This window comes from Streptomyces gilvus (assembly GCF_022513565.1).
Lineage (GTDB): Bacteria > Actinomycetota > Actinomycetes > Streptomycetales > Streptomycetaceae > Streptomyces > Streptomyces gilvus.
In genome coordinates, this window is sequence record NZ_JAKWBE010000058.1 from 1 (window position 1) to 13449 (window position 13449).

Consider the following 13449-nt stretch of genomic DNA (forward strand, 5'->3'; position numbering starts at 1 on the left):
ATGCCGAATACGGGCAGGTCAGCGACGAACGCGTCAACCACCGCAACGACTATCGCCCGCGCGAGTGGGACACCCGCGTCGGCACCGTCGAACTGGCCATCCCCAAGCTCCGCAGCTCGTCGCCCGCACCGCCACCCCGCGCGTCATCGACGGACGCGGCAACCTGGCGCGACGCCGGATGAACCGTCCGCGCCCTCGGACGCCCCTGAGCCGCGGTTTCGTCGCCCGGCCCCGTGACGCCTCCGCAATCAGCGCACACGGCCAGAGCCACGCCCGAGCCGCCAACAGCGTTCTGGCGATCATGGAAGCGATGGTGCCAACCGCGTCACTAACCTGTCCAGGCAGCACACCTAGACGATCGTTGCCCCCCCGCTCAGCATGTAGGTCTGCCCCTGGACGAATCCCGCGCCTTCGGACGCGAGGAACACGCATGCTGGGGTGATGTCCTCATAGGCGCGTCCGACGTACTTCGACGGGGTCTTCTGCACTGACTCGAGGCGAAGCTTGGCGTGCTCCTCGTGGTGAGGGGAGACGGATTCACCCGTGTCGGCGTTGGGCATGACGCAGTTCACGGTGATGCCGTACTGGCCGAGATCGTAGGCGGCCGCTCGCGTCAGCCCCTGGACGGCAGCTTTTGCGGCGGCGTAGGAAGCACAGTTGAAGTATCCGTACGCCATCTCGGAGCTGAAGTTGATGATGCGTCCGTACTTCTGCTTCTTCATGTGGGGGGCGGCGGCCTGCATGAAGTGCGCGTATGCGATCGGTCCACCCCGATAGAGGTTGACCATGCTGTCTTCGGAGAGTTCCTCGATCGACTCCATCGTGTGCAGGAACGCCTGGGCGACATTGCAGACGATGTCGATGCGTCCGTAGGTCTCTACGGTGAAGCGCACGGCGTCGTCGATCTCTTGCTTGTTCAGGATGTCGCACTTCACGGCGGCCGCTTCGAGTCCGCGGCCAGTGATGGAGTCGACGACGTCCTGCAGGGGGAACGGCCCGAAGTCGATCCCGGCGCACACGACCTTCGCGCCCTCTTCGGCGTAGCGGATCGCGACCTGCTTGCCGATGCCCTTGTTGCTGCCGACCACGATGGCGACCCTGCCGTCTAGCTGGCCCACTGTGAACCTCCTCATTTCAGTGTCCGCCCTGGGTAAGAGCTCGACATGGGCGTCGACTCGAAGGGCGATCAATACAAGAATATACAGGTAGATACGTCTGGGGCGAGTGCCCTCCAGCCCGGCAGCGTTGATGTCGAGAGCGAGGACACGACACGCCCCTCTTCCCACACGGCGAGTTGGGCGACTGCCTGGCCGACCCCCTGCCCTGCTCCGGCGACGATCACACTTCTGGAAGCCGGTAACAGCGGGCGGCATCGACTACTTCGTCCTCCGCCGGCGCCGGGATTCCAAAGAATGCAAAGACGAGGCAGGAGGTCGGGTCGCAGACGCTATAGGGAAAGACCGCGACCGAATCACCGTCTTGAAGGTTCGTAGGTCCGGGCCGACTGACGACACGATTCCCGAATACTCGTGTCCCACAATCTGCGACCGTCCACGCCCGTCACCGGATGGGGACGGCGACATCCCCCGTAAACACCTCCGGGTCGAAGTGGAGGTGGAGGTCGCCGCAGATTCCCGTTCATCCCTCCACTCAGGGGCGGCCTGACCTGACGCGACCGCAGGTGTCTCGATCGAGTCCAGACGCAGTTCACCTTTCGCGCGGACTCGTACGGCTCTCACGAAGCTCCGCGGTTCGTTCCCGAGATGCTGCGATCTTGTGAAATGCGGACACATAAGGGAAGGTTGTCCTAGCATTGCCGACGATCACCGGGCACGCCCGCATCGCACTGATCGTCAGGTGGAGATGGACTCGGCTGCCTTCTGCAGCTGCAGGCCGGAGAGGCTCCCTTCTTCGCGCCAGTTGCGGAAGACCTCCGTGATTCCGTCCACTCCCCCCCCGTAGGAACCGTCGCGCATCATCTTCACGGTGATGTGGCCCTCGTTGTTCAGGTGACTGGGTGTGCATTGCCCCCAGAACTCGACGAGGAATGCGGCAAGCTCCTCGTGGTGGGCGACCCACTCCGCCTCGGCCTGCTCGGTCACCTCGGCGACGTTCACGTTCCGGTCGATGAGCTCTTTTACGGTGTAGGCGATGTGCTCTGCCTGCTCGGTCAGCATGTGGGGGAAGTTCGACGCCCACGCACTCTGCGTGGTGCTGGCGATGAACATGTTCGGGAAGTGGTGTACGTGGATCCCGTGCATGGTCCGCGCGCCCTCCTTCCAATGCGTGCCGAGGGACAGTCCGTCGCGACCGTAGACGGGCACCGGGAATCCGAGGTACGGAGTGGGGTCGAACCCGGTGGCGTACACGAGGAGATCGACCGGGTACTCGGTGTCGCCGACCAGGACGCCCTTCTCGGTGATCCGGTCGACGCCACGGCCATCGGTGTCGACGAGGTGCACGTTGGGCCGGTTGAACGTGCTGAGGAACTCGTCGTGGAAGCAAGGGCGCTTGCAGACGCGCTCGTACCAGGGCTTCATGGTGTCGGCGACGGCTGGGTCGTGGATCTCTTCGTCCACGCGGCGGCGTATCTGTTCCATAACCGCGAAGTCGTTGCGGCTGCGCAGTTCGGCCATCTCCTCGGCCGACAAACCACGCGCACGGCAGACGTGTTCGAAGTTGGTGCGGGTCCAACTGTCGTTGACGAGGTCCTCGTCCTGCGGCTGGCCCCACGCGATGCGGTTGAAGTTCTCCATGCGGCGTTTCTGCCAGCCCGGCTCGAGGGTGTTGAACCACACTTCGTCCGTGGGGTGGTCGTTGCGCACGTCAACAGTGGACGGGGTCCGCTGGAACACGAACACCTCTTTGGCAGCCTTGCCGAGGTGCGGGACGACCTGGACCGCTGTGGCGCCGGTTCCGATGATCCCGACGACCTTGTCGGCCAGCTTGTCCAGGTTGCCGTTTGAGTCGCCGCCGGTGTAGGCGTAGTCCCAGCGGCTGGTGTGGAAGGCGCGGCCGGCGTAATCGTCCACCCCCGGGATGCCGGGAAGCTTCGGGCTGCGGTAGTGACCTGGGCAGACGACGATGAACTTCGCCGTGATGGCGTCCTCGCGGTCGGTTTCGACCCGCCACCGCGAGATCGCGTCGTCCCAGCGGAACGCTTCTACGAGTGTCTGCAGGAGGGCTCTCTGGTAAAGCCCGAAGCGGCGCGCGATGAGGCGGGAGTACGCGTAGATCTCGTCGCCGTGTGCGTACTTCTCCGACGGCATGTAGCCGGTCTCTTCCAGCAGGGGGAGGTACGTGTACGACTCGACATCGCACGCCACGCCCGGGTAGCGGTTCCAGTACCAGGTGCCGCCGAAGTCCCCGCCCTTGTCGATGAGGAGGATGTCGCCGACACCGGCTTCGCGCAGGCGCGCGGCGGAGAGCATTGCGCCGAATCCCGCACCGAGGATGACCACGTCGACATCCCGAGTCACCGCTTCGCGGTCGGCGCGTGGTGTGTGCGGGTCGGTCATCCACTCGGAGTGCTCGTCCAGGTGCACGTACTGTGTGTTGCCGTCGGCGCGGAAACGTTTCTCGCGCTCCTGCGCGTTCTTCGCGACGATCGCTTCGCGATCGAACTCAACGCCTCGGAAACTTTCAGTCATGGCTTGCTCCTGATGACTCGATCGTCGGGAGCGCGGCAGCGGCCCGGCATGATGCCGAGGGGACCTGCGAACGTTGCTGTACGGCGGCTGCCGCGAAGGTGCGCAGGTCAGCGACCAGGAGCTCCGGTGTCTCCATGGCCGCGAAGTGGCCGCCGCTGTCGATGTCGCTCCAGTGGGTGATCCGATGGCTCTGCTCCCCGAAGTACCGGATCGACCAGTCCTCACGGAAGGCCACGACTCCGACGGGGACATCCTGCGTGTACGGCGCGTTGGCGTCGGCACCGGCGAGCAGGCTGCTGTAGAACGTGTGGTACCAGTTCGCGGAGGTGCCTGCTGTACGGGTGAACCAGTACAGGGACACGTTCGTGAGCATCTGGTCCAGGTCGACCGCGTCCTCGGGCAGCGGGTGGGCCCGGTCGGTCCAGTCGTGGAACTTCTCGAGGATCCACGCGAGCTGTCCGACGGGCGAGTCGGTGAGCCCGTAGGAGAGTGTCTGGGGCTTTGTGGCCTGGATCACGTAGTAGCCCATGCCGACGGCGTTGTTCGTGGCGATCGACTCGAGTCGCTGCAGGGACAGCGGGTCGAGTTCGGCGAGCACGGCGTCGTCGACGGGGCCGGCGGGGATGAAGCCGAGACTGGCGGCGTTCAGATGCACCCCGAGAACGCGGGAGGCGTCGACGGCGGCGACCTGCGGGGCGATCATCGCTCCGATGTCACCGCCCTGCACCAGATAGTTCTCGTAGCCCAGGCGGCTCATCAACTCCGCGTAGGCGGTTGCCATCGCGGTGTTGGTCCAGTTCTTTGTCAGCGGCATGGAGAACGCGAACCCGGGATGACTGGGCGCGACGACATGGAAGCTGGGAGTGTCCGGATGCCCGTGCCCGGAAGGATCGGTGAGCGGCCCGATGATTCGGGCGAACTCCGCTACTGAGCCGGGCCAGCCGTGCAAGAGGAGCAACGGGATGGCGCCAGGGTGCGCGGAGCGGGCATGAATGAGGTGGAAGGTCTGCCCGTCGATCTCGGTGAGAAACTGTGGGTGTTCGTTGAGCCCACGCTCCTGCACCCGCCAGTCGAACCGATCCCGCCAGTGCTCTGCGATGTGCTGCAGGTAGGGCTGGGGGACTCCTTTCTTCCAGCCCTCGTCCAGTGGCTCCGACGGATACCGGGATGCGGAGAGCCGTGTACCCAGGTCTGCTACGTCGGCGTCCGGAATCCGGATGGTGAACGGGGAGAGCCCGGTCGGGGGTTTAGCCATGATCTCCTCATCTTCATTGACGCGGATAGGCATTTACATGACTGTACAGGTATATGCATGACAGTCAAGCATTCACGGGGACGGGAGTCGATCAACCTCAGCTCAGGAGCTCGCCGAGGCGTCGGGTGAGCGCGTCGGCGTCGAGCCCGTACCGCTCGGTCAGGCCGGGATATGTCCCGGTCGTGATGTGCTGATGCGGGAGACCGATGGCGTTCAGGGGTATGCCCAGGTCCGCGATCGCCTCGGCGGTGGCGGCCGAGAGCCCGCCACGTACGTAGTGCTCTTCGACGGTGATGACCCGGCGGGTTCGGAGCGCAGAGTCGCGGATGAGGTCGCGGTCCACGGGTTCGACGGTGGGCATGCCGATCAGCTCGGCTGCGACTCCGGAGGCGCGGAGGCTGTCGACCGCGTCGATGGTGGCGGCGGTGACGGGGCCGGTGGAGATCACGGTCGCCCGGTCTCCGTGCCGGATGAGCTGGCCCCGGCCGATCGTGAAGGGTTCCTCGGGGAACAGGTCCGGGATCAGCGGCCCTCCGATGCGCATGTAGACGGGACCGTCGTGAGCGAGCATCGCTCGGGACGCGGCTCTGATCTCGCCGGCGTCCTGCGGGGAGAGTACGACCACGCCGGGGAGCATGCGCATGATGGCGTAGTCCTCGAGCGAGTAGTGCGTCGGGCCGAGATCGGAATAGGTCATGCCGCCGTTGCGGCCGACGACCTTGACGTTCTGTCCCATATACGCGATGTCGTTGCGGAACGCCTCGAAGTTCCGGCAGGTCACGAACGCGGCAATCGCCGCGAACACGGGGATGCGGCCGGTTGTGGCCAGGCCCGACGCCACGCCTGTGGTGCCGTGCTCCTGGATGCCGAACTCGAAGTAGCGGTCGGGATAGCGTTCTTTGAACGGCCCGAAACCGGACGAGTTGCCGCTGTCGGCGGAGAGCACGACGATGCGCTCGTCGTGCTCGGCGATCGCGGTGATGGCCTGCCCGAGGGTCTTGCGGGGATCGACGAACTCGCGGACGGCGCTCACGGGTGCGCTCCCGTCAGGTCGCCGAGACTGTCGAGGCGGGCGTGCAGTTCTGCTTCGGCGTCGAGGAGCTGCGCCGCAGTCGGCTTCCAGTAGTGCGATGCCGCGGTGTCCTCCAGCTCGGTGAGCCCCTTCGCCTTCACGGTCCGCGCAAGGATTGCGGTGGGCTGTCCCGGCGCCGGCTGCTGTTCGAGCGCGGCGACGATCTGGGACATGTTGTTTCCGTCGATACTGATCGTGGACCACCCGAAGGCGGCGAATTTGTCTGCGATGGGTTCCATCTTCATCACGTCGGCGGTGCGGCCGGAGATCTGCAGGTCGTTGATGTCGACGATCGCGACGAGATTGTCCAGGCGGTGGTGGGCGGCGATGGATGCGCCCTCCCAGTTGGAGCCCTCCGGCAGCTCCCCGTCTCCGAGGATGGTGAACACGCGGCCTCCGCGCCCGTCCATCCGCAGCCCCAGTGCCATTCCGCATGCGATGGGGAGGCCGTGGCCGAGAGCGCCGGTGTTGGCCTCCACGCCCGGAATTTTGTGCATGTCGGGATGGCCGGTGAATGCGCTGCCCAGGCCGCCGTAGCTGTCGAGGTCGGAGGCGTCGAAGAACCCGCGACGGGCGAGCACGGCGTACTGGGCCATCGCCTTGTGTCCGGCCGACAACAGAAATCGGTCCCGGCCCGGCCACCTGGGATCCGCGGGGTTCGTTCGGAGCACTCGGAAGTAGAGCGCGGTGATGACGTCGATGCAGCTCAACGCACCACCGAGGTGACCGGAACCGCCGGCGCGGAGCATACGCAACACCAGAAGCCGGGCGTGCGTGGCCTCGGCCTCCAGCTCGGCGACCGTAGTCATGCCCTGCCCGTCTCGTAGAGGCGAAGTTCGTCGAGCTTGGGGCCGCTGCGCTCGGACGGCATGTAGGTGTGGGCGAGGTATGCGTCGAGCAGGAGCTTTGCGGACTCGGTCCCGGTGATCTGCGCGCCGATGGCGATCAGGTTGGCGTTGTTGCTCAGTTGGGCGCGCTCGGCCTGATAGGCATCGGTCACCAGCGCGCAATACGCCCCCTGCACCTTGTTCGCCGAGATGGAGACTCCGATTCCCGTCCCGCACAGCACCACACCGCGGTCGACCTCGCCGGCGACGACGCGCTCCGCCACGTCGATGGCGGTCCGCGGGTACAGCGGGTCGTCGGAGCCGAAGTCGCGCACCTCGTGTCCGAGAGCAACCGCGTGCGCGATCAGCGCGGCTTTCAAGTCCGCGGCATTGGGGTCACAGCCGAATCCGATGATCATCCTGACCTCCTCCTCAATCGTCCTATACACGTATAGGCACGTATATATATTTGAATTGCTGCCTTGCTTTCTCGTCGCCGAGCGGGTTTGTCATGTACCGAGAGGGATCTCCTCGCGCACGGTGTCCTGACGGGCCATCCGGTTGGCCGATCGAACGGTGATGAGACCGTCGACGGCGCCCAGCGCGGCACCGGCGATGATCGCGGCGCCCGTCGCAGCGGCGGCATGGCCCGTCGGAGACGCGGCCGTTCGACGCGGGCCGCCGAGGGTGGAGGTGGCCGTAGCCGGATCCCGGCCTGTCGACCTGGTACGGGCGGCGCGCATCGCATGGAGGAACCCAGAGGGAAGGGGCGCTCTATCCGCCTCGTTTGCCGCTCTGGCCGTGACAGGACAGCGGACACAACCCCTCGTGTCGCCGAGCGCGGTGCAGCCGGACGCTGCCGGTGAGCTGCTCCGCTCCTGAGCGTGACGAGGACCTTTGACCTCGGTGGCGCGGCCGGTCCGGTGCGGATGCCGGACACCGTGCGCGCACGTCGACAAGATCCTCCGCGGAGTAGGCGGAGCTGCCGGTGAGGACCTTGTCCTGGGTGAGGAACATGACGGCATCCGGCGGCACGTCACCAGACTCTCGGTCGCGATGGGCTGGGGCCCATGACGCTGAGCCCCAGCCCATCGCGCTCACTCGCCGAGCAGGACGATCATGACGCCGTTCGGGTCGAGGACCGACATCGCCACGCGAGCGACCGTGTCGTGGCCCGGCAGCGGGATCGGCGGAAGGTCGACACCCTCGCACACGATCGTCGCGTCGCTGGCGAGCAGACGGCGCTGGGCGCCCGCGAAGTCGTCGTGGGTGATGAGGATGCGCTGGAACCCGACATGGCGCGGCGAGGCGTAGGCTCGGCCGACCGCTTTCGGTGCGACCCACTGGAAGAGGTCGAGGTTCTGGGAGCTGCCCGGCGGGCGTACATAAGTGGCCTTGAAGTCGCACCGCTCGACATCGGTGTACCCGAAGAAGTCCTGCAGGCACCTCGTCGACAGTTCGTCGATGTAGTCCTGAGTGAAGTTTTCCGGCTGCAGCTTCGGCAACTCGGAGAACAGCGGGATCGTGCCGTCCTTGGTGGGAGCGACAAGGTCGAAGCCGATCAGGTCGGTGTAGAACTTCACCGTCTCGTCGATGTCGATCACGTTGATCTCACGGTGCCGTACCATGCGGATCAGGTGTCCGGGCTGCTTCTCCCCAAGGTTCGGAACCTCCTTGATCTGCAGCAGCAGGCCGTTCGGGTCACGGACACTGATGTACTTGGTGTAGGTGACGTTGTCCTTCGTGGCGTTCGGCTTGTCCGAGTCCCACCAGTCCGTCTCCTCGGAGAGGAAGTTCGCGCCGTAGTCCCGCAGCCTCTGCTGGACAAGGGCGAAGTCGTCGGTCGCGACTGCCGATCGGAACGCGCCGACGTGGTTGGACACGGTGTACGGCTCGTCGTCGACCCATGTCGGGTTCACCCACTCGAACAGTTCGTAGCAGGTGTCGGTGCTGCCGATCACGCTGACCAGTTGCGACCGGAATCGGACGTCCTCCTCCACGCCGAACAGTGCTGGCAGCACTCGCTTCTCCAGATCGGCGATGTGCGCGCCGTGCTCGGGGTGCTGACGCAGGGTGTCGGAGCCGGGACCGGCTTTGACGAAGCCCAGCACGTCGACGTAGAACTGCAGCGACTCGTCGAGACTGCGGCAGTTGATTCCTTGGGCGAAGTACCCATTCCTCATGTGATAACTCCGTGTCATGTTGTGCACCGTGGCGCCAGGGCGTGGTGCGTTTCCAGGTGAAGCAGGCGGTTCAGCGGCTGCCGTCAGGACAATCGCCGACATGGTTGGTCAGATGCCGCGGAAGTTGTACGTTCCTTCTGGCAGGGTCTCCGGGCGACCGATGGCGGTCGGCGCCCCTGTGTCGGTCACTCCGGCCTGCGAGTTGGAGAGCCCGTGGCAGCCCTATCCAGGATCTGCTGCAAGCTGGCGACGGTGATGATCTGCTCGGGGGGTGTGCGCACGTCGGCGCCGGCCAGCACACGTGCGGGACTGCCGGGTTCGCCGAGTGTGTCGACGACGGTCGCGGCGGCGGGGAACTCGTCTTCGGTGGTGAAGTGGCTGACGGTGACTAGGTGGGCCATTTCTGCGGCCGCAGCCGCAGCGGCGCCGGACGCAGAGTCCTCCACGACCACGATGTCTTCTCGATCGATGCCGATCGAGGAGGCCGCGAGGAGGTAGATGTCCGGTGCCGGTTTCTTGGCGGGGACGACATCACCAGCGAACACGCCTGCCATCCGTCGCCGCTGGTCGCCGCCGACGACGGATGCCAGGACGGCTTCGACGCTGGCGACGGCGGAGGTCGACGCGCACGCTACCTGCCATCCGTCGTCCAGGGCCTCGCTGATCAACCGAGCGACCCCGGGGCGCGCGGGAAGTGCTACCGATTCGACCAGATCCACGTAGAGGGCAGACTTGCGCACGTGCAGGTCGCGGATCAGTGCGTCCACCTGATGCTCATCTCCGAGATCCCATTCGGGATGCTCGGCGAGGAAGGACCGCAGGCGCTCCTTCCCACCCCCGATCCGCAGCAGTGGACCGTATTGCTCGGCCGACCAGCGGAAGGGCAGGTCGAACTCGGTAAATGCGAGATTGAAGGCGACGAGATGCCCGTCGCGCTCCGTGTCCGCGAGGACGCCATCGCAGTCGAGCAAGAGGCCTCGAGCGTTCACGCCGAGACTCCGACGCGTTGCGCAGACTCGAACAGCCAGATGTGATCCGTGACGGTACGTTCAACCGCCGCGCCGATGGCGTCGAAAAGTTTCACCGGCTCCCACTTCCCGGTCCGCTCCGACTGCTCCAGATGGTCACGGGCGGTCTTCATGTAGGCCAGTTTCAGCGCGGTGGAGATGTTGATCTTCGATACGCCGGCGCCGATGAACTCGCGGAACTCGCTCGCGGACAAACCGGTGCCGCCGTGCAGCACGATCGGGATGTCCGTCAGCGTCACGAGGCGCTGGACACGATCGACGAGCAGATCCGGCGCGGCGGAGTACAGGCCGTGCGCGGTGCCCAGGGCGGGGGCCATGAGGTCGGTCCCGGTCTCTTCCGCCACCATCACGAGCTGGTCGTCCGGGTAGAAGTGGACGTCCGGGTCATCCGAGCCGACACCGTCCTCTACGCCGACGATGTTCTCGATCTCGCTTTCCACATCGACGCCGGCCGCGTGCGCCTCGGCGCACACCGCCTTGGTCTCGGCGCGGGCCACCTCGAAGGGAAGGTCCGACGCGTCGAACAATACCGACGACCACCCGTTCCTGATGGCCTCGGTGATGACGTCCCGGTCCGGGCAGTGATCCAGGTGCAGGGCGACGGGTACGCGCGTGCTTGCGGCGGCTGCGCGCGCCGCCGCCGCAAGCACGGCCGCGCCGAAATAGCGAACCGTCTTCACCGAGGTCTGTAGAATGATCGGCGATCCTGTCGCGTCAGCAGCACTCACCGCCGCGCAGATGGACACGTTGTCGACGATGTTCACGGCGGGCACGGCATACCCGCCCCGCCGAGCGTCTCGGGCGAGTTCTTTGGTACTCGCAAAGGTCACAGTCGGCCTTCCTCGTAGCGCACCCTCACCGGGTGGATGGTCATGCGGCGACCGCGCGGGCGACGGCGGCCTCTGGCGGCTGGTAGATGTGCTGGCAGGCGGCGTCCACCATCCGCGTGTATGCGCGATAAAGCGGTTCATACCGGGCGGACGTCTCCGGGTCCGGGACAACCGTCACCGTGTCCTCGCCCTGGCGGGCGAGCCCGTCAGCTGGGTCCGCGTAGATCCCTGCGCCGATCCCGGCTATGATCGCGGCGCCCTTGGCGCCGGTCAGCCGTGGCGTCGAGGAACACTTCAACGTCAGACCGGTCACGTCGGCCACGATCTGCATCCACAGCGTCGACTCACTGGGACCGCCGGTGGCATACGCGACCTGCGCGGACCTCTGGGTCGCACGCTCGAGTGCCTCCATGCAGGTGCGAATCTCAAACGCTGTGCTCTCGACCACGGCTCGCACCAGGTCGGCCGTCGTGGTGGCCAGGTCGATGCCGAAGAACGACGCCCTTGCGTACGGCGCGTCTGGCCGGCCGATGAACAGCGGGGCGAACGAGACGCCGTGCGCACCGACCGGGCTTGTTCTCGCCATCTGGGTCATGAAACGGAAAGGGTCCTCGTTCAGACGCTCTTCTGCGTCCGCGCCGAGAAACCCGAAGGCGATCTGATCCTTCAACCACGTCAGTGAGGACCCGAACGTCGCCATGTTTGAGGTCAGCCGCAACCGATCGGGAGAGCCACCTCCGACAACCTGCACCAGCGGGTCGAAGGCGCCAGGGCTACCGGACGTAAGCCGACTGAGCACCGCGGAACTGCCCAGGTTCAAGCAGAGGTCGTCTTCGCCCAAGGCGCCCTGCGCGATCATCTGCGCCAATTGATCGTTCGCGCCGGCGAACAGCGGAGTCCCTTCCGTCAGGCCGGTCAGCGCAGCACCCTCCCGCGACACGGCACCGCACGGCTCGGCGAGGTACCGATGCTCCACCCAGTGCGTTTCCGGAAGATCGAGGGCAGCCGCGACCGACGGATCGAAGCGCCGCGCGACCGGGTTGTACGCGTTCTTGTACCCGCCGTAGTCCTCCGGATCGATATCCCACCGACCGCCGAGGGCGCTGTACAGGAACGGCTGCATCGTGTTGCTCCACCGGGCCACGCGAGTCGCCAACTCCGGCTGCTGCTCGCGGATCGCGAGGATGGCCGACAGCGTACGGGGATGCGAGTGCGTGATCGCGTGGTACTCCTCCTCGCTCATTCCCGTTGCTCGCAGGGCGGTCCACACGTCGTCGGTGTGGGAAGTGAACCGAGGGTCACTGAAGAACAGGCACTCCGTCAGCGCCTCACCGTCCGCAGAGAACCCCGTCAGCAGAACGCCCAGGACTGCCGCGCTGATGCCGACGATCTGCCGGGGGTCTACGCCCGACTCGGACACCGTGTCGCGGATCGCCTCGATTTCCGCGTTCTGGACCTCGGCCACCGAGTAGAAGGCGGTCCCGTCCGCCTCGAAGTGAGGGGAGAACGCGCGGGAGGCGCTGGCGACGCACTTGCCGTGGGCCTCGAACAATACTGCTCGCACGCCGGACCCGCCGGTGTCGATCCCGAGAAGATACTGCTCAGACATCTGGGGTGCTCCTTCGCGCCACCTGTGGCATGCATCGACGCACGCCACATGCCGTCACCATGTACAACCCAGTATATACCAGTAGGTACAACATTCCGCTACCCGGCTGCGCTGGTATGTACATCTCAGTTTTGATGTGTATACGTGTCATGCTGGTCGTACAGGCATGAGCCTTGCCTGTCCTATCTAGCCCTGTCTATGGAGGTCCTCGTGTCTGAAGTGCTCGATCGCGAATCTCAGGTGCCGCTGTATGCGCAGCTCGAGGCGATCCTGCGCAACAAGATCGACAGCGGCGAATGGAGGCCGAGTCAGCGCATCCCCTCCGAAAACGAGCTCAACAGGATCTATGGGCTGAGCCGAATGACCGCTCGTGGCGTGATCACGCGCCTCGTCAACGAAGGTCTTCTGGTCCGGGTGCAGGGAAAGGGCACGTTCGTGTCCCAGAACAAGATCTCCGCGGTCTCCCCGGCATACATGGGCGTGCGGGAGCAACTCGAGGAGATGGGCTTCGCGACCACGACGCAGCTCATCACCGCCTCGCTTGAGTCACCGTCGAGTGACGTGCGCGAGCGGCTCCGGCTGCCGCGCGGCAGCTCGGTCTACGCCATCGTGCGTCGACGGCTGGTCGATGACACTCCGATCAGCATCCACCGGTCCTATGTTCCCGCCGAGCTCGCGCCCGCTCTCGACGAGCGGGACATCGTCGGTGAGCAGTTGTGCGTCGTGTTGGACACGCACTACGGACTCACGATGCGCAAGGTCCGGGAGGACCTCGAAGCCGTTGGTGTCGGCGCGGAGGACGCGAAGCTCCTCGACATGAAGAAGGGGGACCCGGTCCTCTTGCTGCATGACCTCGTCTCGGACGCTGCCGATCGTCCATTCGAGTATTCCACCATCGTCTTCCACGGAGACCGGCTCAGCCTCCACTTCGAACACGAGCGCTGAGCTTGGCTCTGTCAGGGATCTTGGAGTTCCCGGCGCGGCAGCGTGATCAA

12 protein-coding genes and 1 pseudogene are annotated in these 13449 nt (G+C 65.6%); 2 read left to right on the forward strand and 11 right to left on the reverse strand.

What is annotated here, in order from left to right:
- Positions 1–131, forward strand: a pseudogene (locus MKW14_RS40370) (transposase); the annotation flags it as partial.
- Positions 132–350: 219 nt separating this feature from the next.
- Here the strand turns inward: MKW14_RS40370 and MKW14_RS40375 are convergent.
- From MKW14_RS40375 to MKW14_RS40425, 11 genes are all read right to left on the reverse strand, one after another.
- Entirely contained in the window at positions 351–1118 is a 768-nt protein-coding gene (locus MKW14_RS40375; RefSeq protein WP_240871669.1) for an SDR family NAD(P)-dependent oxidoreductase, read from the reverse strand.
- A gap of 735 nt (positions 1119–1853) precedes the next feature.
- Positions 1854–3650 carry a flavin-containing monooxygenase gene (locus MKW14_RS40380; protein ID WP_240871670.1) on the reverse strand — a complete coding sequence of 599 codons (1797 nt, stop codon included), beginning with the start codon at positions 3648–3650 and terminating at the stop codon, positions 1854–1856.
- Positions 3643–4905, reverse strand: a complete 1263-nt coding sequence (locus tag MKW14_RS40385) for an epoxide hydrolase family protein (RefSeq protein ID WP_240871673.1) — start codon at positions 4903–4905, stop codon at positions 3643–3645. The genes MKW14_RS40380 and MKW14_RS40385 overlap by 8 nt, the downstream gene beginning before the upstream one ends.
- Positions 4906–5002: 97 nt before the next feature.
- Positions 5003–5938, reverse strand: coding sequence for a transketolase family protein (locus tag MKW14_RS40390; protein WP_240871677.1), 936 nt, complete (start codon positions 5936–5938; stop codon positions 5003–5005).
- Positions 5935–6786, reverse strand: a complete 852-nt coding sequence (locus tag MKW14_RS40395) for a transketolase (protein WP_240871680.1) — start codon at positions 6784–6786, stop codon at positions 5935–5937. Before MKW14_RS40395 ends, MKW14_RS40390 begins: the two co-directional genes overlap by 4 nt.
- Positions 6783–7223, reverse strand: coding sequence for an RpiB/LacA/LacB family sugar-phosphate isomerase (locus MKW14_RS40400; protein ID WP_240871685.1), 441 nt, complete (start codon positions 7221–7223; stop codon positions 6783–6785). The genes MKW14_RS40395 and MKW14_RS40400 overlap by 4 nt, the downstream gene beginning before the upstream one ends.
- Before the next feature lie 90 nt (positions 7224–7313).
- Positions 7314–7547, reverse strand: a complete 234-nt coding sequence (locus MKW14_RS40405; protein WP_240871691.1) for a hypothetical protein — start codon at positions 7545–7547, stop codon at positions 7314–7316.
- A 354-nt stretch (positions 7548–7901) separates the two neighbouring features.
- A complete protein-coding gene (locus MKW14_RS40410; protein ID WP_240871693.1) occupies positions 7902–8987 on the reverse strand; it encodes a VOC family protein in 1086 nt (361 codons plus the stop codon).
- A gap of 185 nt (positions 8988–9172) precedes the next feature.
- Positions 9173–9976 (reverse strand): HAD-IA family hydrolase, encoded by an 804-nt coding sequence (locus MKW14_RS40415; protein ID WP_240871696.1) that lies wholly within the window; start codon positions 9974–9976, stop codon positions 9173–9175.
- A complete protein-coding gene (locus tag MKW14_RS40420) occupies positions 9973–10986 on the reverse strand; it encodes a class II fructose-bisphosphate aldolase (RefSeq protein ID WP_240871699.1) in 1014 nt (337 codons plus the stop codon). Before MKW14_RS40420 ends, MKW14_RS40415 begins: the two co-directional genes overlap by 4 nt.
- Entirely contained in the window at positions 10886–12454 is a 1569-nt protein-coding gene (locus tag MKW14_RS40425; RefSeq protein ID WP_240871708.1) for a xylulokinase, read from the reverse strand. Before MKW14_RS40425 ends, MKW14_RS40420 begins: the two co-directional genes overlap by 101 nt.
- A 210-nt stretch (positions 12455–12664) precedes the next feature.
- Here MKW14_RS40425 and MKW14_RS40430 point away from each other — a divergent pair, with 210 nt between their 5' ends.
- Positions 12665–13399 carry a GntR family transcriptional regulator gene (locus MKW14_RS40430; protein WP_240871711.1) on the forward strand — a complete coding sequence of 245 codons (735 nt, stop codon included), beginning with the start codon at positions 12665–12667 and terminating at the stop codon, positions 13397–13399.
- Positions 13400–13449: the final 50 nt, after the last annotated feature.

Bases quoted from the DNA above. Each gene is read 5' to 3' on its own strand.
- MKW14_RS40380 (WP_240871670.1), bottom strand. From the start codon at position 3,650: ATGACTGAAAGTTTCCGAGGCGTTGAGTTCGATCGCGAAGCGATCGTC.
- MKW14_RS40385 (WP_240871673.1), bottom strand. From the start codon at position 4,905: ATGGCTAAACCCCCGACCGGGCTCTCCCCGTTCACCATCCGGATTCCG.
- MKW14_RS40395 (WP_240871680.1), bottom strand. From the start codon at position 6,786: ATGACTACGGTCGCCGAGCTGGAGGCCGAGGCCACGCACGCCCGGCTT.
- MKW14_RS40400 (WP_240871685.1), bottom strand. From the start codon at position 7,223: ATGATCATCGGATTCGGCTGTGACCCCAATGCCGCGGACTTGAAAGCC.
- MKW14_RS40405 (WP_240871691.1), bottom strand. From the start codon at position 7,547: ATGCGCGCCGCCCGTACCAGGTCGACAGGCCGGGATCCGGCTACGGCC.
- MKW14_RS40410 (WP_240871693.1), bottom strand. From the start codon at position 8,987: ATGAGGAATGGGTACTTCGCCCAAGGAATCAACTGCCGCAGTCTCGAC.
- MKW14_RS40420 (WP_240871699.1), bottom strand. From the start codon at position 10,986: ATGAACCGCTTTATCGCGCATACACGCGGATGGTGGACGCCGCCTGCC.
- MKW14_RS40425 (WP_240871708.1), bottom strand. From the start codon at position 12,454: ATGTCTGAGCAGTATCTTCTCGGGATCGACACCGGCGGGTCCGGCGTG.